Origin of the sequence: Enterobacter chuandaensis, assembly GCF_039718975.1 — a bacterium.
Classification (GTDB): domain Bacteria; phylum Pseudomonadota; class Gammaproteobacteria; order Enterobacterales; family Enterobacteriaceae; genus Enterobacter; species Enterobacter chuandaensis.
On record NZ_CP097173.1, the window covers coordinates 1,313,003 to 1,334,911 of the forward strand.

The 21,909-nt window shown below is 52.7% G+C and carries 22 protein-coding genes and 1 pseudogene; 12 read left to right on the forward strand and 11 right to left on the reverse strand.

From position 1 onward, the window contains the following. Positions 1-109: 109 nt before the first annotated feature. Positions 110-1,009: a DNA-binding transcriptional repressor CitR gene (gene citR / locus MX657_RS06320; protein ID WP_119915116.1), complete on the reverse strand. Its 900-nt coding sequence runs from the start codon at positions 1,007-1,009 to the stop codon at positions 110-112. 623 nt (positions 1,010-1,632) lie between these two features. Between citR and ahpC the strand changes: the two genes are divergently transcribed. From ahpC to MX657_RS06350, 6 genes are all read left to right on the forward strand, one after another. Continuing rightward, positions 1,633-2,196, forward strand: a complete 564-nt coding sequence (gene ahpC / locus MX657_RS06325) for an alkyl hydroperoxide reductase subunit C (protein ID WP_008501015.1) — start codon at positions 1,633-1,635, stop codon at positions 2,194-2,196. 188 nt (positions 2,197-2,384) lie between these two features. Continuing rightward, a complete protein-coding gene (gene ahpF, locus MX657_RS06330) occupies positions 2,385-3,950 on the forward strand; it encodes an alkyl hydroperoxide reductase subunit F (protein ID WP_119915115.1) in 1,566 nt (521 codons plus the stop codon). Positions 3,951-4,142: 192 nt separating this feature from the next. Beyond that, positions 4,143-4,718 carry a TorD/DmsD family molecular chaperone gene (locus MX657_RS06335; protein WP_346807736.1) on the forward strand — a complete coding sequence of 192 codons (576 nt, stop codon included), beginning with the start codon at positions 4,143-4,145 and terminating at the stop codon, positions 4,716-4,718. Then, positions 4,715-6,991: a molybdopterin-dependent oxidoreductase gene (locus tag MX657_RS06340; protein WP_346807738.1), complete on the forward strand. Its 2,277-nt coding sequence runs from the start codon at positions 4,715-4,717 to the stop codon at positions 6,989-6,991. The genes MX657_RS06335 and MX657_RS06340 overlap by 4 nt, the downstream gene beginning before the upstream one ends. After that, the gene (locus tag MX657_RS06345) at positions 6,988-7,545 is read left to right on the forward strand and encodes a 4Fe-4S dicluster domain-containing protein (RefSeq protein ID WP_119915113.1); all 558 of its coding nucleotides are present in this window, start codon (positions 6,988-6,990) and stop codon (positions 7,543-7,545) included. Before MX657_RS06340 ends, MX657_RS06345 begins: the two co-directional genes overlap by 4 nt. Beyond that, positions 7,545-8,312 (forward strand): dimethyl sulfoxide reductase anchor subunit family protein, encoded by a 768-nt coding sequence (locus MX657_RS06350; protein ID WP_119915112.1) that lies wholly within the window; start codon positions 7,545-7,547, stop codon positions 8,310-8,312. Before MX657_RS06345 ends, MX657_RS06350 begins: the two co-directional genes overlap by 1 nt. A gap of 39 nt (positions 8,313-8,351) precedes the next feature. Here MX657_RS06350 and uspG read toward each other — a convergent pair whose 3' ends face one another. Then, complete coding sequence (gene uspG, locus MX657_RS06355; RefSeq protein ID WP_080328170.1) at positions 8,352-8,780, reverse strand: universal stress protein UspG; 429 nt, start codon at positions 8,778-8,780, stop codon at positions 8,352-8,354. A gap of 180 nt (positions 8,781-8,960) precedes the next feature. On the opposite strand from uspG, the gene MX657_RS06360 reads away from it, so the two are divergent. Next, positions 8,961-10,199, forward strand: coding sequence for a zinc-dependent alcohol dehydrogenase (locus tag MX657_RS06360; RefSeq protein WP_346807741.1), 1,239 nt, complete (start codon positions 8,961-8,963; stop codon positions 10,197-10,199). 123 nt (positions 10,200-10,322) lie between these two features. On the opposite strand, the gene rnk is transcribed toward MX657_RS06360, so the two are convergent. Next, complete coding sequence (gene rnk, locus MX657_RS06365) at positions 10,323-10,733, reverse strand: nucleoside diphosphate kinase regulator (RefSeq protein ID WP_080327914.1); 411 nt, start codon at positions 10,731-10,733, stop codon at positions 10,323-10,325. A 268-nt stretch (positions 10,734-11,001) separates the two neighbouring features. On the opposite strand from rnk, the pseudogene MX657_RS06370 reads away from it, so the two are divergent. Further along, a pseudogene (locus tag MX657_RS06370) lies at positions 11,002-11,618 on the forward strand (flavin reductase family protein). Here MX657_RS06370 and rna read toward each other — a convergent pair. Together rna and dcuC are read right to left on the reverse strand one after the other, a co-directional pair. Continuing rightward, on the reverse strand, positions 11,612-12,421 hold the full coding sequence (gene rna / locus MX657_RS06375; protein ID WP_119915110.1) for a ribonuclease I: 810 nt from the start codon (positions 12,419-12,421) through the stop codon (positions 11,612-11,614). The pseudogene MX657_RS06370 and the gene rna sit on opposite strands and share 7 nt — an antisense overlap. 94 nt (positions 12,422-12,515) lie before the next feature. Beyond that, positions 12,516-13,883, reverse strand: a complete 1,368-nt coding sequence (gene dcuC / locus MX657_RS06380) for an anaerobic C4-dicarboxylate transporter DcuC (RefSeq protein ID WP_080327911.1) — start codon at positions 13,881-13,883, stop codon at positions 12,516-12,518. Positions 13,884-14,317: 434 nt separating this feature from the next. On the opposite strand from dcuC, the gene pagP reads away from it, so the two are divergent. Both pagP and cspE read left to right on the forward strand, forming a co-directional pair. Further along, entirely contained in the window at positions 14,318-14,893 is a 576-nt protein-coding gene (gene pagP / locus MX657_RS06385) for a lipid IV(A) palmitoyltransferase PagP (RefSeq protein ID WP_346807743.1), read from the forward strand. A gap of 190 nt (positions 14,894-15,083) precedes the next feature. After that, positions 15,084-15,293: a transcription antiterminator/RNA stability regulator CspE gene (gene cspE / locus MX657_RS06390; protein ID WP_002439184.1), complete on the forward strand. Its 210-nt coding sequence runs from the start codon at positions 15,084-15,086 to the stop codon at positions 15,291-15,293. Between the two features lie 219 nt (positions 15,294-15,512). On the opposite strand, the gene crcB is transcribed toward cspE, so the two are convergent. Beyond that, positions 15,513-15,896 (reverse strand): fluoride efflux transporter CrcB, encoded by a 384-nt coding sequence (gene crcB / locus MX657_RS06395; RefSeq protein WP_014882986.1) that lies wholly within the window; start codon positions 15,894-15,896, stop codon positions 15,513-15,515. Between the two features lie 67 nt (positions 15,897-15,963). Between crcB and MX657_RS06400 the strand changes: the two genes are divergently transcribed. Further along, positions 15,964-16,752 (forward strand): deaminated glutathione amidase, encoded by a 789-nt coding sequence (locus MX657_RS06400; RefSeq protein WP_265194271.1) that lies wholly within the window; start codon positions 15,964-15,966, stop codon positions 16,750-16,752. A gap of 126 nt (positions 16,753-16,878) precedes the next feature. Continuing rightward, positions 16,879-17,079 (forward strand): twin-arginine translocase subunit TatE, encoded by a 201-nt coding sequence (gene tatE, locus MX657_RS06405; protein WP_028012332.1) that lies wholly within the window; start codon positions 16,879-16,881, stop codon positions 17,077-17,079. Between the two features lie 81 nt (positions 17,080-17,160). Here the strand turns inward: tatE and lipA are convergent, their stop codons facing one another. The 5 genes from lipA to dacA all read right to left on the reverse strand — a co-directional run bounded on the left by lipA (position 17,161) and on the right by dacA (position 21,896). Then, on the reverse strand, positions 17,161-18,126 hold the full coding sequence (gene lipA, locus MX657_RS06410) for a lipoyl synthase (protein WP_346807750.1): 966 nt from the start codon (positions 18,124-18,126) through the stop codon (positions 17,161-17,163). 207 nt (positions 18,127-18,333) lie between these two features. Then, positions 18,334-19,287: a YbeF family transcriptional regulator gene (locus MX657_RS06415; protein WP_346807751.1), complete on the reverse strand. Its 954-nt coding sequence runs from the start codon at positions 19,285-19,287 to the stop codon at positions 18,334-18,336. A gap of 291 nt (positions 19,288-19,578) precedes the next feature. Then, on the reverse strand, positions 19,579-20,220 hold the full coding sequence (lipB, locus tag MX657_RS06420; protein WP_080327906.1) for a lipoyl(octanoyl) transferase LipB: 642 nt from the start codon (positions 20,218-20,220) through the stop codon (positions 19,579-19,581). A 95-nt stretch (positions 20,221-20,315) separates the two neighbouring features. After that, positions 20,316-20,579, reverse strand: a complete 264-nt coding sequence (gene ybeD / locus MX657_RS06425) for a DUF493 family protein YbeD (RefSeq protein ID WP_006177135.1) — start codon at positions 20,577-20,579, stop codon at positions 20,316-20,318. Between the two features lie 105 nt (positions 20,580-20,684). Then, positions 20,685-21,896 (reverse strand): D-alanyl-D-alanine carboxypeptidase DacA, encoded by a 1,212-nt coding sequence (gene dacA / locus MX657_RS06430; RefSeq protein WP_080327905.1) that lies wholly within the window; start codon positions 21,894-21,896, stop codon positions 20,685-20,687. Positions 21,897-21,909 lie beyond the last annotated feature (13 nt).

Genomic DNA, 21,909 nt, shown 5'->3' on the forward strand with positions numbered 1-21,909 from the left:
TCAGTCAATAAATAAATGTATAAAGTTTATTCCGGTTGTTTCTATAACGATGGTGTATGTTTCAGAAATTACGTGGCTCTGCATTTTTGGCGAGAACCACGTTCGAATCTTACGGTAAGGTTATTTCCTCGATGAAACTCGCGAAGGCGGAGCTATTCAATGCGGAACGATTATACATCATGTAAATATCAATGCTGGGGAACTGAATATCTGTTTCTATTTTGCGCAGATTAAGAGCTGGGCCATATTGTTCAAAGGCCGGTGTGGGCGCTAATCCGATCAGATCGGAGGAACTGATCATCGACAAAAGCGAAATAAAAGAGTCGCTGCGATAGACAATATTTCTTTCGGTTAAAATGCTTTCGGCCTTCTCCTGGTAATCTCTGACGCTGTTCTCATCGCTCAGGTAGGCGGTAAAGTTTTCATTAAGGATCTCTTCACGCGTCGGGTTTGCGCCGATGCGCGGATGCCCTTCCCGACAGACAAGAACAAAAGGAAGTTGGTAGTACAGACTGCAGGCAACTGAACGACTGTTAGAGGAGGCAAAAGAAAATATCAGGTCAGCTTTTCGGTAGGCTAAGAGATCCTCCGCTGAATCAGGTGCAAGAAAAACATCATGTAACTCAACGGAGTAGTTGTACTTGCTGATGAGTAATTTCATCGGTTCAAGCATTGTTTTCGTGCTCATAAACTGCGGGGAATAAATGACAAAGTTCTTCTTTAACCCGCTGCTGTGCATGATGTTGATGGTCTGCTCAAGCTGATTCAGGTTTTGCTCCAGATGATGATGCAGATTGACGCCGACGGTGGTGGGCGTAATCCCTTTCCCTGAACGAATAAACAACGGATCGTTGAGCTGTCCGCGCAGACGCTGCAGTGACTGGCTCACCGCAGAGGGCGTAATATAGAGCGTCTCGGCCGCTTTACTGATACTCAGATGCTGATAAATGCATTCAAAAATGACGAGCAGGTTGAGGTCGAATTTTTTTAGATCGTAGAGATTTGCCATGTTTCGTCCTGAGGATGTCGTGTTTGCTGCGGTTATCACATCACTGATAACTATAGTTTGAAGTTAACCATTTACAATCCTTGTGGTTAACTCTCTTAATTTTAAATTAAACTCAACTAAATATATCACGCTATCAGATTATTGAAATAGCGCTTCAAAGATGATTAAGATATTTTTATCTTAGAAGTGAGGGTGAGCACGTCGAATGACAATTGTCATTTATATATTGAGATAGTTTTATCATAAAAATAAATTTATAACGCTCCGCAAAGATGTTCGACACTGCCTATCACAGTCATAGGCAGGAATGTCTCAGTTATGGATTGCTCATTCTCTGCACGGATGGTGTAATCAAACCGCTGTTACCGCCTTGTTATTAAGGATGTAGAGCGCAACGCAACGCCAGCTTCGGCTGGCACTGAATGTACCTGCGGGGAATTCAGGTATCAGGGCCGCCCGTTGGGGCGGCCTTTTTACTTTTGGCATTTCCTTTAAAAAGGTTCACCTTACTGTCTTGTTGATGTTGTTAGGTTTGGCTGATTGATTTGATAAAGCATACGCATTAGCCCCGATGAAGAAAGTTGGTTACCTTACATCTCAACGAAAACACGGAGGAAGTACAGATGTCTTTGATTAATACCAAAATTAAACCTTTCAAAAACCAGGCGTTCAAAAACGGTGAGTTCATCGAAGTTACCGAGAAAGATACCGAAGGCCGCTGGAGCGTGTTCTTCTTCTATCCGGCTGACTTCACCTTCGTTTGCCCGACCGAACTGGGTGACGTGGCAGACCACTACGACGAACTGCAGAAGCTGGGCGTAGACGTTTACTCTGTGTCTACTGATACCCACTTCACCCACAAAGCGTGGCACAGCAGTTCCGAAACCATCGCGAAAATCAAATACGCGATGATCGGCGACCCGACTGGCGCCCTGACCCGTAACTTCGACAACATGCGTGAAGATGAAGGCCTGGCAGACCGTGCAACCTTCGTTGTTGACCCGCAGGGCATTATCCAGGCTATCGAAGTTACCGCTGAAGGTATCGGCCGTGATGCATCTGACCTGCTGCGTAAAGTGAAAGCAGCTCAGTACGTGGCGTCTCACCCAGGCGAAGTGTGCCCGGCGAAATGGAAAGAAGGCGAAGCGACCCTGGCTCCATCTTTAGACCTGGTCGGCAAGATCTAAGTCTGTAAAGCCTGGCAGCGCTGCGCTTGCACAGGCCTACAGTATCGTAGGCCGGGTAAACGAAGTGCCACCCGGCAATCAATGGGCGCACCCCGCGCCCATTTCATTCCAGCACCATGATGCAAGTTGCATTCAGGCCGCCCGCATAAGGCAGCTTGCATGATGACGTCTTAAGAGAGGGAAGAACAATGCTCGACACAAACATGAAAACCCAGCTCAAGGCCTACCTTGAGAAACTGACCAAACCTGTTGAGCTGATTGCCACGCTGGACGACAGCGCGAAATCGGCAGAGATCAAGGAACTGCTGGCGGAGATCGCCGAGCTGTCGCCGAAAGTGACCTTTAAAGAAGATAACGCACTTGCGGTTCGTAAGCCGTCTTTCCTGATTACTAACCCAGGCTCTGACCAGGGGCCGCGCTTTGCCGGCTCTCCGCTGGGACATGAATTTACCTCGCTGGTGCTGGCGCTGCTGTGGACCGGCGGTCATCCATCGAAAGAAGCGCAGGCGCTGCTGGAGCAGATCCGCGATATCGACGGTGACTTTGCGTTTGAAACCTACTACTCGCTCTCCTGCCACAACTGTCCGGACGTGGTGCAGGCGCTGAACCTGATGTCGGTGTTGAACCCGCGCATTAAGCACACGGCGATTGACGGCGGTACGTTCCAGAACGAAATCACCGAGCGCAACGTGATGGGTGTTCCGGCGGTTTACCTGAATGGTCAGGAGTTTGGCCAGGGTCGCATGACGCTGACCGAAATCGTCGCCAAAGTGGATACCGGCGCAGAAAAACGCGCGGCGGAAGCGCTGAACCAGCGCGATGCCTACGACGTGCTGATTGTCGGCTCCGGCCCGGCGGGGGCGGCGGCTGCGGTTTACTCCGCACGTAAAGGGATCCGTACCGGTCTGATGGGCGAACGCTTTGGCGGACAGGTGCTGGATACCGTTGACATCGAAAACTACATTTCCGTGCCGAAAACCGAAGGTCAGAAACTGGCAGGCGCGCTGAAGGCACACGTCAGCGATTACGAGGTGGATGTCATCGACAGCCAGAGCGCCAGCAAACTGATTCCGGCGGCGGTGGAAGGTGGCTTACACCAGATTGAAACCGCTTCTGGCGCGGTGCTGAAAGCGCGCAGCGTGATCGTTGCCACCGGGGCGAAATGGCGCAACATGAACGTGCCGGGCGAAGATCAGTACCGTACCAAAGGCGTGACCTATTGCCCGCACTGCGACGGCCCGCTGTTTAAAGGCAAACGCGTGGCGGTGATTGGCGGCGGTAACTCCGGCGTGGAAGCGGCTATCGACCTGGCGGGTATTGTTGAACACGTGACGCTGCTGGAGTTCGCGCCTGAGATGAAGGCCGACCAGGTTCTGCAGGATAAAGTTCGCAGCCTGAAAAACGTCGACATCGTGCTGAACGCGCAGACCACCGAAGTGAAGGGTGACGGCAGCAAAGTGACCGGCCTGGAGTACCGTGATCGCGTAAGCGGCGACGTTCATAGCGTCCAGCTTTCGGGGATATTCGTACAAATTGGCCTGCTGCCAAACACCACCTGGCTGGAAGGCGCGATTGAGCGCAACCGCATGGGCGAGATCATCATCGATGCGAAATGTGAAACCAGCGTGAAGGGCGTGTTTGCTGCGGGCGACTGCACCACCGTGCCGTACAAGCAGATCATCATCGCAACTGGCGAAGGTGCAAAAGCGTCCCTGAGCGCGTTTGACTACCTGATCCGCACCAAAACCGCATAATAAAAGAAAGTAAGACATACCTGCAGTAGCCACCTCATCACGGGGTGGCTTTTTTATTTTTTGGTTTTTTTTATCCGTAATTCTCCTCGTTATTCACCCCTTCATGCGTTAATTACCTGCTTCGATCAAAGAAAATAATAAGCCTGCTGATAATATCTCGTCGTTTTTTGTTGATAAATATTTATATTTAACATGAATGATAAAAATATATTCACCACTTCAATATATGAGGCATTAACCCCGTTTGAAATAAAGGGATTACTGTTTCGTGATTTTTTTAACGCGGCGGATATGACATCGCGATGCGCCTCGTTACGCCATTTATTCCCGGAGCGCGGAGCCTGGCAGCAGGATGAGGCGTTAGACGTTGAGTATGACTTCAACGCCCTGTTTGTCGGCCCGGCAACGCTGCTGGCGCCGCCATATGCCTCGGTGTATCTGGACGATGAGCCTCTGCTGATGGGGGCCACAACGCTGAGCGTACGCGAATTCCTGCGCAGCATCGGGCTAACTGTCACCGAGGAAAATAGCGTTCCCGACGACCACGTCAGTTATGAAATGGAGCTGGTGGTAATGCTCTCCGCGCATGCCAGACATTCGCCGCAATATCATGATGCACTCGCCCGCTTTGTGCAGGGGCATCTTGAATTATGGCTCCCCGCGTTTATCGCAAAAATAAATGATTGCGCGAAAACATCCGCAATTAAATGTCTCGTGTTACAGATGACTAATTGGTTTGATGAATTAAAGACGAGAGTAATATTATGAGTATTGATAAAGGGCAGCTAAACCGGCGCTCCTTTTTAAAAGGACTGATTGCGCTGGGTACCGTCGCCGCATTACCTGGCGGACTATTATCTTCCCGATGTGCTCTGGCACAGCCCCCCATTCCGTTTAACCCGAAAACGTATAAAATTTTCCGTAACGCCTGCCCGCGTAACTGCTACGACACCTGCAGCCTGAAAACCTGGGTCAAGGATGACGTGATCACCTTCGTTGACGGGGCGAGCGAGTCCACCTTTACCCACGGCGCGCCGTGCGTGAAAGGGCTGACCTACCCGCGTCGCGTCTACTCCCCGGACCGTATCAAATATCCGATGATCCAGGATGGTCGCGGCAGCGGTAAATGGCGTCGTATCTCCTGGGATGAGGCCATGCAGCGCATCGCCAGCAAAATGCTGGAGATCAAGAAGAAAGACGGCTCCATGCTCGGCCTGGCGCTGTCGAAATACTCCGGCAACCTGGGCGTCATGAGCTATGCCGTGGAGGGGATGATGTCTTCTCTCGGTTACACCACGCGCTTTGCCGGTACGCCATGCTGGCCAGCAGGGATTGACGCCCAGCACTACGACATGGGCGACATGTGGTGCAACGACCCGGAAGATCTGGTCAAAGCCAAATACATCATTATCTGGGGCGCAAACCCGGCATGGTGCTCCATGCACACCATGAAGTACATCTATCAGGCGCGTGAGAAGGGAGCGAAAGTGGTGGTCATTGATCCGCTGTTCTCGCAAACCGCCGCGAAAGCCGATCTGTACCTGCGCGTGCGACCTGGCTCAGACGGTGCATTGGCGCTGGGTATGGCGCGCCACCTGCTGGATATTGGCCGCGTCGACCAGGAGTTTGTAAACAACTTCGCGCACGGCTTCCCGGAGTTTGAACAGTATCTGCGCAGCAGTATCACCGTTGAGTGGGCGTCTGAAATCTGTGGCCTGTCGGCAGAGGTGATTCGCCAACTGGCGGAAGAGTTCACTGCGGTCAAACCTGCCACCGTCTGGATCGGTTACGGGATGCAGCGCCACGTCAACGGCGGAGCGAACGTGCGCGCCATCGACGCTTTTGTTGCTATGACCGGCAACATCGGTGTCGAAGGCGGTGGTGCCCGCTACGGTCATCTTCAGACCTGGGGTTACAACTATCATGCGATGACGCAGAAGCCACCGGTTGGGTCTGTTGGCATGGTGGGCGAAAGCGGCCCGGTAGGCGAGTTCGTCAGCGACAGCGGCGAAAAGAGCCACTATTCCGACCGCGCGCTGAACCTGAACCAGACCGCGCAGAGCATTCTCGATGCCAACGATCCGCCCATTCGCATGCTGTGGGTCGCGTGCAAGAACCCGTTCGCGCAGGACTTTGACCGCAACAAAATGGAAAAAGCCTTCAGCAAGCTGGAGATGGTGGTCTGCGTCGATCAGTTCTTCAACGAGACGGTGCAGCATGCCGATATCGTGCTGCCGGTGACCACCACCTTTGAACACTGGAACCTGTCGTCCTCATACTGGCATTACTGGCTGTCGGTGAATGAACCGGCCATTAAGCCGATGTACGAGTGCAAGAGCGATCTGGATATTGCCGTGCTGCTCTCGCGCACCATCAACAAACTGGAGCCGGGCTCCTGCACCTTCCCGCAGGACATTGACCAGAAAAAATGGCTGGATCTTGAATTTAACGACGGCATGGCGAAGCAGTTCGGCATCCGCTCGTGGGACGATCTGCTGGATGGGCCGGTGAAAGCCAAAATGGTCAGCTCGGCGGCCTGGTACGATCGCAAGTTTAAAACGCCATCGGGCAAATATGAGTTCCTCTCCGAGTTGTGTGAAAAGAACGGCCATAAAGCGCTGCCGGAGTATCTGCCTGCCGCAGAGGGCAAGCTGCCGTTCCATCTTTTTACCCCACATTTGCAGTACGGCCTTCACTCCCAGTTCGTCAACCTCGACTGGATGCAGGTCTTCTGGCCGGAGCCGTTTGTCTATATCCACCCGGCTGCCGCGCAGAAGAAAGGCATCCGCGAGCTGGCGAGAGTCCGCGTGTTCAACGAGGTGGGTGAAGTGGAGTTGCGGGCGAAGATCACCACCAACGTGCCGGAAGATTTCCTGGTGATGTATGAGTCCTGGTTTAACAAGCTTAAGTACAACGTGCAGAACGTCGTGAAAGATACGCCAGCCGATATGGGCAAAATGGCAACCGGCGCGCCTGGCGCGGCGATCCACAGCCAGTTTGTTGACATTGCCCTTATCGCGAATGAAGGAGCAGACGCATGAGACGCGCATTTTTAGTGAACAGTGATAAATGTATTGGCTGCCGCGGATGCGCTATGGCCTGCAAGAGCTTTAACCAGCTTGAGCCGGATCGCTTCTGGCGCTATGTCTATCCGCTGGATAAAGAAATTTATCCGCACGAGGAGCGTGCGTTCTTCTCGCTGGCCTGTAACCACTGTGAAAACCCGGCCTGTCTGGCGGCGTGCCCGGTGGAAGCCTACACCAAACGTGATGACGGCGTGGTGGTGCATAACCCTGAGCGCTGCATCGGCTGTAAAAACTGCATCCGTAACTGCCCGTACGGCGCGCCGCGCTTCAATGAAGAGACGCAAAAGGCTGAGAAGTGCAGCATGTGCTATGAACGTCTGGATATCGGTATGGCCCCGGCCTGCGTTAACGCCTGTCCGGTCGGCGCGCTGACTATTATCGATCTGGATGCCGACTCGCTGCCGAACAATGCCGTGCAGTATCCGCCGGGCTTCCCGAAGATGCCTCAGCTTAATCCGGGTACGCGCTTTATTCTGGCCCGTCAGCCAAAACAGCCGGGGGATAAATAATGGAAAAGTATGAAATACCGCTCGTTATCTTTACCGTGCTGAGCCAGATGTCCGTCGGGATGACGCTGCTCCTGACCTGGCGCACGCTGCGTGGTGAAGTGCATGGCACCCGCCTTCACTGGCTGATTACCGGGCTGATTCTGGGCGTGGCCTCCATCGCCGCGGTGCTGCATCTGGCGCACCCGGAACATGCTTACAACGCGTTGATTAACCTGAAACATGCCTGGCTGAGCCGCGAGATTCTGGGCGCGACCCTGTATGGCGCCATGATTGGGCTGGCCTTCCTGAGTAAGGGAAACAAAGGCGCGGCGCTGCTGGCGTCCCTGTTCGGGATCCTGCTGGTGGTGGTGCAGGGGATGACCTACGCGGCACCGGCGATGCAGGCCATTGCCAACGGCATCACCATGATGCTGTTCTTTGCGACCGTCTGGGTGATGGGCTGTGCAGCAGCACCGCTGCTTGGGCTGAAAGCATCAAACGCCGCGTTGCGTCAGGGGATTATCGCCCTGATGGCGCTGCTGATTGCCGCGCCGGTGATGTGGCTCAGCGGCGGCACCATCATGAAAATGACCGCTCACGCCTGGCTAAGCTCGCCGCTCTACCTGGGCAGCCTGCTGTGCTGCATCGTGGGAGGCGCATTGTCGCTGAAGCACCAGCCGATGCAAAAAGCGATATTCGCGATCCTGCTGGTGGGCGTGGTGCTCAGCCGTCTGACCTTCTTCGGTGATACCGTCAGCACTATCGTCAATATTGGTCATCTGTACTGATAAACAAAACCCCGCGAAAGCGGGGTTTTTTATGGGCATTTACCGGACCACCATCACCGGAATGTGGGTGTGGCGGATCACGCTGGACGCGTTCGACCCCAGCAGATGAGTGGTAATGGAAGGGTTGCGTGAACCGATCACCACCACGTCTGCGTTCAGCTCTCCGGCCAGTTCATTGACGGCATCGCGTACGCTACCGAACCGGACGTGGGTTTTAATGCGGGAAGGGTCGATGCTGAAGTGCCCGACCATGGTCTGCAGGCGCGTTTCGGCTTCGTGCTGCAAATGTTCTTCAAAGCGACGGACGTCGGCGGCAAAGCGGTGCAGGCTCAGGCTGGCCGAGCCCGGTAAAACATGCAGCAGATGAATGATCCCATCCTGCTGCGCGAGAAATTCCGCGTGGCGTACAGCCTTGTCGCTCAGTTCCATTTCGAAAACATCAACCGGCATAATGATTGTCTTATACATAACCGTTTCTCCTTGTTTATAAACGCTGGATACATTCAACCACAAAATGTGAATGGTTTCTGTAATCGCTTCGGCACTTTTCTTATCTCGCCAGGATAAATCTCAAAAGGTGCGTATTCTCCGGCAGACTTTCAGGGGTAGCTACCCTTTATAAACTTACCTGAACCTTTCGGAGGTCGCATGAAAGCACTCACTTACCACGGTCCGCACCATGTTCGAGTCGATAATGTCCCCGATCCCATCATTGAACAGCCGGACGATATCATCCTGCGCGTGACGGCCACGGCGATTTGCGGCTCCGATCTGCATCTCTATCGCGGAAAGATCCCGAAGGTGCAGCACGGTGATATTTTTGGACATGAATTTATGGGCGAGATTGTCGAGTGCGGTCGAGAGGTGAAGGACCTGCAAAAAGGCGATCGCGTGGTGATCCCCTTTGTTATCGCCTGCGGTGACTGCTTTTTTTGCCAGATGCAACAGTACGCGGCCTGCGAGAAAACCAATAGCGGGCAGGGTGCAGCGCTGAACAAAAAGCAAATCCCCGCGCCAGCCGCGCTGTTTGGCTATAGCCATCTCTACGGCGGCGTGCCGGGTGGACAGGCGGAATACGTGCGCGTGCCGAAAGGTAACGTGGGGCCGTTTAAGGTGCCCCAGCTGCTGTCTGATGATAAAGCACTTTTCCTGTCAGATATTCTGCCTACCGCCTGGCAGGCGGCAAAAAATGCGCAGATTGAAAAAGGCTCCAGCGTCGCCGTTTTCGGTGCCGGGCCGGTGGGGTTGTTGACGATTGCCTGCGCGCGGCTGTTAGGGGCTGAGCAGATCTTTGTTATTGACCATCACCCCTACCGGCTGCGGTTTGCCGAGGCGCGTTACGGTGCCATTCCCATCAACTTCGATGATGATAACGATGCGGCGGAAAAAATTATTGAGCAAACCGCCGGGCAGCGGGGTGTCGATGCCGTCATTGACGCGGTCGGGTTTGAAGCCAAAGGCAGCACCACGGAGACGATCCTCAGCAACCTTAAAATTGAAGGCAGCAGCGGCAAAGCGCTGCGTCAGTGTATCGCTGCCGTTCGCCGCGGCGGCGTTGTGAGCGTTCCCGGCGTGTACGCCGGGTTTATCCATGGCTTCCTGTTTGGGGATGCTTTCGACAAGGGGCTGACGTTTAAGATGGGCCAGACGCATGTTCATGCCTGGCTGGGTGAACTGTTACCGCTGATCGAAAAAGGGCTGCTGACGCCGGAAGAGATTGTGACCCATTATCTTCCGCTTGCTGACGCGGAACGCGCCTATAAGATTTTCGAAAAACGGGAAGAAGAGTGCCGCAAGGTCATTCTGGTGCCGGGCGCAGAAACGTCTGAGGCCGCAGAGCAGAAGGTTAAAGGGCTGGTGAATGCCTTCCCGGGTGGGGTGGTGTGAGGTCACTCATCAGTGGCATTTATGATACCGTACCGCGATGTAGCACAATCGGCTGAAGATGCCCGGAAAGAGGATGCAGGTGCATCCTCTGTGCAACGCGGGTAGCGCTTGTTCAGAAGGGAATTAACGCAGGTAATCGCCCGCCGCTTCTGGCTGGTAAAGCAGTTCCAGCACTTCCAGATGGGTGGACGCGCCGCCCGGCAATTCCCAGTGGATGGTATCGCCCGTACGCAACCCCAGCAGTGCGGCCCCTACCGGCGCAAGTACCGAAAGCTGCGCGGCGCTGTCCGTCATCTGGGCTGGGTAAACCAGCGTGCGGGTCAGCTCTTCCCCGGTAGTCAGGTTGCGGAATTTCACCTGGCTGTTCATGGTGACCACGTCGTGCGGCATCGACTCCGGCGAGCACATCTGCGCCCGGTCGAGTTCCTCATTCAGGGCATCGGCCACCGGCAGTGAGGCAAACTCTGCTTTTTCCAGCAGCCTGTCGATACGTTCTGCGTCGAGCTCGTTAATGATGATTGTAGGTCTGGACATTTTTTACTCCATGTCGTTAATGCTGCGTCTAACGCAGAAACCAATCCAAAAGAAAACCCTCGCCGTCTGGCAGCGAGGGTTTAACTCTCCCGATGATACTGGCTGAACGCGCAAGTTTGAAGTGATGAAAGTCACATTCATGGTCCATATGAATTTTCGCTGAAATTTATTCAGTCTCAATTCCGGACGGATTACGTTACGCTGAATCTCCTGAACCCGGGTGCTGCGCGAAGCGTCATTCGCGACCGCCCACCAACGAGAGAGCACTATGTACTTCTATCAACCGTCTCAGGGGCACGGCCTGCCGCATGACCCGCTGAACGCCATTATCGGGCCCCGTCCGATTGGCTGGATCGCCTCCTGCGATCAGGCCGGCCTGATGAACCTCGCACCGTATAGCTTCTTTAACTGCTTCAACTATCGCCCGCCGATCATCGGTTTTTCCAGCAACGGCTGGAAAGACAGCGTGCGTAATATTGTTGAAACAAAGGAGTTTGTCTGGAACCTGGCGACGCGGGAGCTCGCGGAAGCGATGAATCAGACCTCTGCCACGCTGCCTCACGACCAGGACGAATTTACTTTTTCAGGATTAACGCTGCTGCCAGCAAGCTGGTGAGCGCCCCCCGCGTGGCGGAAAGTCCGGTCAATTTTGAGTGCCGTCTTTCGCAGTGCATTCAGCTTACCGGAGCCGACGGTACACCGATTGACACCTGGCTGGTGCTGGGGGAAGTGGTGGGTATCCATATTGCCGAAACGCTGCTGGAAGAGGGGATATACCAGACGGCGAAAGCGCAGCCCATCCTGCGAGCGGGTGGGCCGACGGCTTACTATGGCATCAGTGACGAACATCGCTTTGATCTGGTACGCCCGGTGGTGGGTCAGTAACCGGCTTTATCGATCACGAATTGCTTTCCGCAGTTGCCCGGATGGGGCTGCGGGGCAAAGGATGCCGCAGACAGCGGGCTGTTAATGGTGTCTGCTTTTAGCGAAATTTGCATCTCGGTCAGATACGCCGGGTTGCCGTTACAGGTCAGCTTGAACGCTTTGATATTTTCCTTGCCCCAGCTTTTGGCAACGGCGTTGTCAAAGTCGCTACGGCTGACGGTTTTACCATAGTTTTTCGCCAGGAACTGACCGACGGCGCTGTTTTTCATTTCCTGGTTCATTCTCACCATGGTGCCGAAATAGGCATCGGGATCAAAACCAAAGCAGACGCCATGTTTGGCATATTCGTAACGTTCCAGACAGGAGTTTCCCCCCGCGCCCGGCATCACCTCGTTCAGTTTCGCCGCGCCGGAAAGCGACAGACCGGTTTCGGCTGCCGCGCATTTGCGGCTGGCTTTTACTTCCGGCATGTTGGGAATGGGACGCGTGGCGCAGCCAAATCGCATCCACCGACGTTCATCCACGCCGCGTGCGGCAACGGATTTCGGCAGGCCGGGCCATAGCCCGTGAACGGTCAGAAAATCGGCTTTATTTTCGTTCTCTTTTTGCAGACGACATTCATCCGGCTCATTGCGGTTACGCTCGACCATGCTCTGACAAAATCCGGTTTGCCAGGAGAGAGCCAGCACGTAGCGGTCGAAATCGCCATACTGCGTGGCCTTGAGGGGCTCGGCCTGCGCTGAGAAGACACTGAGTGCAAGCGCTACTGCGCCAGACGGGATAACGATATCCTTCCTGAACATGTGATTTCCTGATTGGTTGTGCGCGATTAATTTCTCCGGGTTATTAAAGCACAAAAAGCGCCCGCAGGCGCTTATTGGCAATCAGGAATTTAACTTAGGCGGCGCCGGGCACCAGCACTTCGGTGGCAATAATGACGATGATCAGCCCAACCAGCACCGGCACGGACGTGCGTTTCACCACCTCAAACGGCGAGATTTTTGCCATCCCGGCTACCGCAACCACCACGCCTGAGACGGGCGAGATGGTACGACCCAGGTTTGACGCCTGGAGCATAGGAATGGAAAGATAAGCCGGGTTGATACCGGACGAGTGAGCCAGCTTCGGGATCATCTCAACGAAGGCGTAGAAAGGGGCGTTGCCGGAGCCGGTGGTCATCGCCGCCAGCATGGTGAGTACCACCAGGACCAGCATCAGGATAATACTGGCCGAGCCAAACGAGGTGGCGATGGAGATCAGGCTCTGGATAAAGCCGATCGTGCTCAGACCCTGGGCAAAGACACCTGCTGCAACCAACAGCATCACCACGCCAGCAAATGCATCTGCCATCCCGCGATACGCGACCTCAAGGCCGGAGAAGACTTTTTGCGTGTTGAAACCGCGCACGAACTCCAGTACGGCGGCCAACAGCATACAGATGACCAGAATAGTAATGATGTGCAGCTGCGGGCCCCATTTTCCGTCAAAAATGAGCACGCCGATAATCGGCGTGAACGGCAAAATGGAATAGAACGCAGGCGCGGTGGTGGTGATTTCGCTGACATCCATCATTTCATGGCTGATGTTCTCTTTCTTATCGAGATAGCGCTGCCAGAAGAAGTGCGCGATGCCCATTCCCACAATGGCAACGATTGAGATCGGCAGCGTGGTCTTAAAGGCGAAGTCGATAAGCGACATCTCGGCGGCTTTTGCCGCCAGCACAACGTCGCCAGACGTCGGGGAGAGAATAATGGCTGCCGGGGAGGCGCAGATAGCTGCCGCTGCGCCACGGCTGATGCCGACGTTCACCATCACCGGGAACAGCGTGGCCATTAACAATACGCCGAGGCCGGTTGCCGACGAAACGGCCAGCGACATCAGGCAGGCGAGGAAATAGGCGGCGACCATCAACAGATACGGTGAGTTAATGTACTGCAGGGGCTTCGAGGCAAGCTTAACAACCATGTCATTTGCGCCGATATGGGTCATGTAGGCCGCAAAACCGCACAGCATCATGATCATCATACCGAGATCGCCACCACGGCTCATCAGCAGGATTTTAATGTATTCAACAATATCCGTGGCGGTGTAGCCCGTGCTGGTTGCGCTGGCAGGTAAAACCTGATGACCCATTAATGCGCTGATAATCAGCAGCGTTAAGCCACCGACAAATAATACGCCTGTGGCTGAGTATCCTTTTATGATGTAGCGCGCTACACCGACAATGACGACGACCCCAATAAGGAGTTCGATAAACGTAAGCATGATTTCCCCTGTGCCTTTTTGCCCTGAGATACAAATAATTAATAAAAAAAGAAGGATGAAAATGTGCCGAATTAATGGGCTACCTTTGCTGATTAAAATCAATAAAGAGACGACTAAGAAGCAGCATAACAGTGTTTTTGTTATGGCTCAGACATTTATTTCATCACAACGTTGACCGTCCAAAATAACGTAGCATGTCTCTTTAATGATAACAAAATGTTAATGCTTTGTGTGGTCCGGCCTGTTGCCACAGGGATCGGTAACTCCTTAATAGACGTACACTGTATGGGTTTATTCGGGTTGGCCTGAGTATTGCGTTAAGAATATTCCCGTTAAGAGGCCTGATATTTAGGAGTAGTGCTGATGCCGTTAAGTCTTGGTTCAACTATTTTGTGGTAAACTTTGCTTTAAATATTAAGAATGGTAATTGCATTGTGATCGTACGTAATACTTTTTTCTCTATTTTAGTGTTTATTTTGGGTCAGTTAACGTTTTCTTCTGTTGCACAGGCAGATGACAACGCGACGGATAAAGGCTGGTTCTCTACCTTTACGGATAATGTTTCGCAGACCTGGTCAGCGCCTGAACATTATGATCTCTATGTTCCGGCAATAACGTGGCACGCGCGTTTTGCTTATGACAAAGAGAAAACAGATAAATACAACGAGCGTCCGTGGGGCGCCGGTTTTGGTCAGTCGCGCTGGGATGAAAAGGGAAACTGGCATGGCATCTACCTGATGGCCTTTAAAGATTCCTTTAACAAGTGGGAACCGATTGGCGGCTACGGCTGGGAAAAAACCTGGCGCCCGCTGGCGGATGAGAACTTCCATGTGGGTCTGGGCTACACCGCAGGGGTGACGGCGCGCGATAACTGGAACTACATTCCGATCCCGGTGCTGCTGCCTCTGGCCTCTATTGGCTATGGCCCTGCAACGTTCCAGATGACCTACATACCGGGGACGTATAACAACGGTAACGTTTACTTCGCCTGGATGCGTTTTCAGTTTTAACTGTAAAAACGGCTCGTTCTGGTGAAAAAACGCGCAGCCGTTGATTCATAAGCGATAAAAATCTATCAGTGAAAATTAACGCGACTTTAGTCACTTTTTATCAAAGATCCGCTGGACAAAAGGTCCCACAATTGATGTACTGGTAACCGACACAGCATTTGTGTCGTTTTTTAATGTAAAGGTAATTTTGATGTCTAAGATTAAAGGTAACGTTAAGTGGTTTAATGAGTCCAAAGGATTCGGTTTCATTACTCCTGAAGATGGCAGCAAAGACGTGTTCGTACACTTCTCTGCAATCCAGTCTAATGGTTTCAAAACTCTGGCTGAAGGTCAGCGCGTAGAGTTCGAAATCACTAACGGTGCCAAAGGCCCTTCTGCTGCTAACGTAATCGCTCTGTAATTCAGACGCGTCAGCAAGAATTTCAAAACCCGCTCACTGAGCGGGTTTTTTTCGTTATGAATCAGCCAATCAGGTACATTTTCAGGAAGCTGGCAACGATCAGTACGCTCACCAACACCATGCCTGCGCTCATCAAACTCTGTTTCATTCTGTCACCCTCGTTCAGTATTGCCCTCAGAGTGACAGAGAAAAATTAAGCCAACATTAACGCTCCGGCGGTTAATGTGTGCTCACAGAGGAAAATAGCCAAAATGCGATCCCCGTCATCGCGAAAGATCCGAGCATGTTGATCGCGATATTCACCAGCGCCCAGCCGATACGACCTTCCTGAAAGAGAAAGACCGTTTCTGCAGAAAAGGTAGAGAAGGTGGTCAAACCGCCGCAGAAGCCCGTGGTAATCAACACCTTCCACATAGGATCGATATGCGTCATCCGGTTAAACCAGGCCAGCCCCATGCCAATAATAAAGGCTCCGATCAGGTTGGCGGCCAGTGTCCCCATGGGAATCGCCTGATGCAGAGGGTTAAACCGCATACTCAGGAACCATCGCGCAACGCTACCCGTACCCCCACCAATAAAAACAGCTAAAAGGAGTTGTAACACGCTAAATACCTGCTATTTGATGTGTAAGAGTAGCGAGTTTAACGCTGTTTAGGATGAGGGGACAAATATGTATGTTGCTGTAGGGCAGTTTGCGGTCACGCCTGACTGGCAGGTTAACGCACTGCAATGCGTCAATCTGATGGAACAGGCCCGGGAGAAGGGCGCGTCACTGCTGGTGCTTCCCGAGGCGCTGTTGGCGAGAGATGATAATGATCCGGATTTATCCGTGAAGTCCGCGCAGCCGCTGGACGGCGAATTTTTACAGCAGTTGCTCGCCCAGAGCACGGGCAATACGATGACAACGATCTTAACGATCCATATTCCCTCCGCGCCGGGTCGTGCAGTGAATACGCTGGTGGCTATCCGCGGTGGTGCCATTGTGGCGCACTATGCCAAGCTTCACCTTTACGATGCGTTCAGCGTTCAGGAATCCCGACGCGTTGATCCTGGAGAGGGCGTTCCGCCGCTCATCGAGATTGACGGATTTAAGGTTGGGCTGATGACATGCTATGACCTGCGTTTCCCGGAGCTGGCACTGCACCTGGCGCTACAGGGTGCTGACGTGCTGGTACTGCCTGCCGCATGGGTCAAGGGGCCGCTAAAAGAGCATCACTGGTCAACGCTGCTTGCGGCGCGCGCGCTGGACACAACCTGTTATGTTGTTGCCGCCGGAGAGTGCGGCAATAAAAACATCGGGCAGAGCAGAGTGGTGGATCCGCTGGGCGTCACGATTGCCGCCGCAGCAGAAGCGCCAGCTCTGCTGATGGCGGAGATAATTTTAGAAAGAATTGCGCTTGCGCGTCAGCAATTACCTGTTCTAAGGAACCGACGCTTTGCGCCACCGCAATTATTGTGATGTTTTTTTCAACAATGCTTGATTCACCTTGTTACAGATTGCTATTGTGTGCACGCGCCAGATGACCGTTAATACGATCGGGTTTTTGGCGCTGAATGCAGCCTGTTTTATGTAAAGAAGGTATCTATGGGTGAGATTAGTATTACCAAACTGCTGGTGGTTGCCGCACTGGTCGTCCTGCTGTTTGGTACCAAGAAGTTACGTACGCTGGGTGGTGACCTGGGGGCTGCCATCAAAGGCTTCAAGAAAGCAATGAACGACGATGATGCAGCCGCGAAGAAAAGCGCTGACGACATCCCGGCAGAGAAGCTTTCCCACAAAGAGTAACGGCAATGCCTGAGGGCTTGCGAAAATAAACCGGCTCATGAGGCCGGTTTTTTTGTATTACTGTAAATAGATATTACAGCACTATTTAACTTCTTCGCCTTTTGCCTGCATATCCGCATGGTAAGAGGAGCGAACAAACGGACCGCACGCTGCGTGGGTAAAGCCCATCGCCAGCGCTTCGGCTTTCATCTCATCAAACTCATCCGGGCTCACGTAGCGCTGGACCGGCAGGTGGTGACGGCTTGGCTGCAGATACTGTCCCAGGGTCAACATGGTCACACCGTGACGGCGAAGATCGCGCATCACTTCGATGATTTCGTCATTGGTTTCACCCAGACCGACCATCAGACCTGACTTAGTAGGAATATGCGGATGCGCTTCTTTAAAGCGCTCCAGCAGCTTCAGAGACCAGTTATAGTCGGCTCCCGGACGCACCTGACGGTAGAGGCGTGGAACGTTCTCCAGGTTGTGGTTAAACACATTTGGCGGCGTTGCGGTCAGGATCTCCAGCGCGCGGTCCATACGGCCACGGAAGTCAGGAACCAGGGTCTCGATTTTGATGCTCGGGCTTTTCTCGCGAATGGCAGTAATACAGTCAGCGAAGTGCTGAGCCCCACCATCACGCAGATCGTCACGGTCAACGGATGTGATAACCACATAACGCAGCGCCATATCGGCGATGGTTTGTGCCAGCTTCTGGGGTTCGTTAGCATCAGGTGCAACTGGACGGCCATGAGCAACATCGCAGAACGGGCAGCGGCGGGTACAGATAGCACCCAGAATCATAAACGTCGCGGTGCCGTGGTTGAAACATTCAGCAAGGTTCGGACAAGACGCTTCTTCACAAACGGAGTGAAGGCCATTCTTGCGCATCGCCGCTTTGATCCCCTGGATACGCGAAGAGTCGGCCGGAAGTTTGATTTTCATCCATTCCGGTTTTCTTAACAGCGCCTCGCGCTCTGTAGCCACGTTTTTAACCGGGATAAGGGCCATTTTATCGGCATCGCGGTATTTAACACCGCGTTCCATCACAATGGGTTTACTCATAGCGTGCGTGTTCCAGTTGCGAATATCGAAGGAAAGCGTTTCAATTCAAGGGAATGTTGTATTTATCAACTATTTTTGAACGAACGACAGGCAGTATATCATTGAAACGGTCGTTAAAGCAGCCTGCCAGGTCGCCAATTTGTAAAATAGTTGTTGTTTTGTGCCTTTTGCCCTGCATGCGGCAGGGGCTTATGCTGGCACAGTCTGTCAGAAGGCCTGGCGGATAATGCGGATGACGTTTTCCAGAACCGGATCGCGCAAACTGAGTTTATTGTAATGCAGTGAAATCTCTATAGATTCAGCATTAAGCTGGCTGAGCGGAATACTCTCCAGCGGCCAGAGTTTACGCAGCAGGTTATACAGGCGTGAAGGCATGATGCACAGCATATCGCTGCTGCCAATCAGGGAGGCGGTGGTGAACATATTGTAACTACTAAAGCTGATCTGACGTTCCGGGAAAATTTCATCAATACGCTGGCGCAGGGCATGATTCGATTGTCCTTCGGTCATGAAAGACGAGTGGTCGTAGTTGCGCAGGTTCTCAATGGTCAATGGCTCGCTAAGAACGGGGTGCTGCTGGCGGCAAACCAGAACCAGGTTATCGGCATAAAGCACATTTTGCCCCAGCGCTCGGGCACTGAAGCTGCCGCTTTCAATAATCAGATCGGTCTGGAACTGGGCAAGCTGAACGTCAGGCTCGCTGAGAGGCACATTGCGCAGCAGAAGCTGAGGCGCATGCTCTTTCACGGCCTGGAAGATGGCAGGCATCACCAGCACGCCTACGGAAGGAGAGCAGCCGATGGTGATAGTTCTCTGTTTGTCATAGCTTCCGGTTAAATCCAGCGCACCGAGAATCGACTCCAGCCCCTGGCTGATGTACTCATGGAGATGCGTGGCGTAAGCCGTCGGCGTGACGCCCTGGCCCTTACGAATAAATAACGGGTCAGGAAATATAGCGCGCAGCTTTTGAATTGACTGACTTATTGCTGATGGCGTGAGATTAAGAATTTTCGCAGCGTTAACGATACCCTTATGGACATATACTGCCTCAAAAATAGTCAGTAAATTGAGATCAATATTACGTAAAGTCCGAAAAATTTGCGGCTTGTCTTCACCACCAAGGTCATTCAGGCGTTTGGCTGGTAAATTATTATACTCCACGCTTTCACTCCGTATACATTCACAACATGAATGATAGTTGAATTTATTTATTATGCTTGTAGAGATTCGTAAAGTGTTGGTTTTGTTTCACTTGTTTATCAAAAACAAACAGTTGTGTGATTATCACTCAAGTTACTTAGCCTGTGTATGCCGTACTGACCGGAGGCTAAATAATATGTAACGGCAATATTCGGGCGCTTCGAAAATATAGAATCTGCGGATTATTGTAAAGCGTAAAAGCGGTAAATAAACAGTGGCCCGTCAAATTATCGAGCCATTCTGTATGATATATTAAGCAGGGATATATTCGTGCGGGGGATTGTTAAGTAGCGCTAACACGTTCTTCAGCAGAACCGGACGTATATTATCTGGCGTAGCGGTATCGACCCACTGGCGCATTTGCGTCATTTCCATGCCGGCGTAGCCGCAGGGGTTTATGCGCTGGAAAGGCGTAAGATCCATATTAATATTCAATGCCAGACCGTGGAAAGAACAGCCTTTACGAATACGTAGCCCCAGAGAGCAAATCTTCATTTCGCCAACGTAGACGCCCGGCGCATCGGCACGCGGATGCGCATCAATACCATATTCCGCCAGCGTGTTGACGACGGTTTGTTCCAGTAACGTCACCAGCTCACGCACGCCCAGCTTTCTGCGCTTCAGATTAAGCATGACATACATCACCTGCTGACCAGGCCCGTGGTAAGTCACCTGACCCCCGCGATCGCTCTGGATCACCGGGATATCGCCCGTCATTAATAAATGTTCCGCTTTACCCGCCTGACCCTGTGTAAACACCGGCAGGTGTTCGACCAGCCAGATCTCATCAGGGGTGGTGTCATCGCGTGAATCGGTGAAGTCATGCATAGCCTGGGAGACAGGCTCATAAGGTTGCAGCCCGAGATGACGGACCAGAATTTTATCCTGATACAAAACTGCGTCTCCGAAGACGAGGGACAAAAGATGCGGGGGAGTATATCACAGCGGGGGAGAGGGGTTACCCGGTAAACCGGGTAACCGCAAAGGGACTACAGCACCATACGAACAATTTCGATATTGCCGAGCTCTTCGTACAGCGTTTCAACCTGCTCGATATGTGTGGCAGTGATGGTAATAGAAACCGAGTGGTAGTTGCCCTTGCTGCTTGGTTTTACTGACGGAGAGTAGTCACCCGGCGCATGGCGCTGTACCACTTCAACCACCTGATCAACCAGCTCAGGTTTCGCCAGACCCATTACTTTGTAGGTAAATGAGGTAGGGAATTCAAGCAGTTCGTTAAGTTTGGTTTTCATGTCAGCTCCGGCGTAACGTCAAAAAGAATAACTCCCACGTCGGGTGGGAGTTATCAGGATACTTAGTATATGGGGATCAAAATCACACTTTCAAGTGTTCGATTTTTAGCCAAACCAGTGATGGAACATCAATTTAATGTAATCAATGATTTTGCCGAAGAAATTGCCTTCAGGAATTTCTTCCAGCACCACGAGCGGGCGCTGATCGATTGTTTTGCCGTCCAGCTGGAAGTTGATGGTGCCCACTACCTGGTTTTTCTGCAGTGGGGCGTGCAGCTCAGTTGTGTTAAGCACGTAGCTCGCTTTCAGATCTTTCATGCGGCCGCGCGGAATGGTCAGATACAGATCTTTATCCACGCCCAGGGAAGCACGGTCGTTATCGCCGAACCAGACGGGTTCAGAAGCAAACTCTTTCCCTGCTTTCAGCGGGTTCACGGTTTCGAAGAAGCGGAAGCCCCAGGTCAGCAGCTTCTTGCTTTCGGTTTCACGGCCCTTAAAGGTGCGACCGCCCATCACGGCAGAAATCAGACGCATCTGGCCTTCCGTCGCAGAGGCTACCAGGTTGTAACCGGCTTTATCGGTATGACCTGTTTTGATGCCGTCAACGTTCAGGCTGTTATCCCACAGCAGGCCGTTACGGTTGGTCTGACGAATGCCGTTGAAGGTGAACTCTTTCTCTTTATAGATGGAGTATTCATTAGGTACATCGCGGATCAGCGCCTGACCAATCAGGGCCATATCACGTGCGGAGCTGTACTGACCGTCTGCATCGAGACCGTGTACGGTCTGGAAATGGCTGTTCTTCAGACCCAGCGCAGTCACGTAGCTGTTCATCAGGCCCACGAAGGCATCCTGACTACCGGCGGCGAAATCAGCCATGGCGACGCAGGCATCGTTACCGGACTGCAGGTTGATACCACGGATTAACTGAGAAACCGGAACCTGCATTCCTGGTTTCAGGAACATCAGGGAGGAACCTTTGAAGACAGGGTTCCCGGTTGCCCACGCATCGTTACCGATGGTGACCAGATCCGTTTCCTTAAACTTGCCGGCTTTCATGGCCTGGCCGATAACGTAGCTGGTCATCATTTTGGTCAGACTGGCCGGATCACGGCGAGCATCGGCATTCTGTTCTGCCAGCACTTTGCCAGAGTTGTAATCGATCAGGATGTAAGATTCCGCATCGATTTGCGGAACGCCAGGGATCATGGTCTTGATATTCAGGTCATCAGCATGAGCTGCAGAGAGTGCAGTCGCGCAAAGGGCCGTGGTCAGCGCCATGCGCTGCACAAAACGAGCAGAAAAAGTGGTCTTCATGGTCAGAACTACG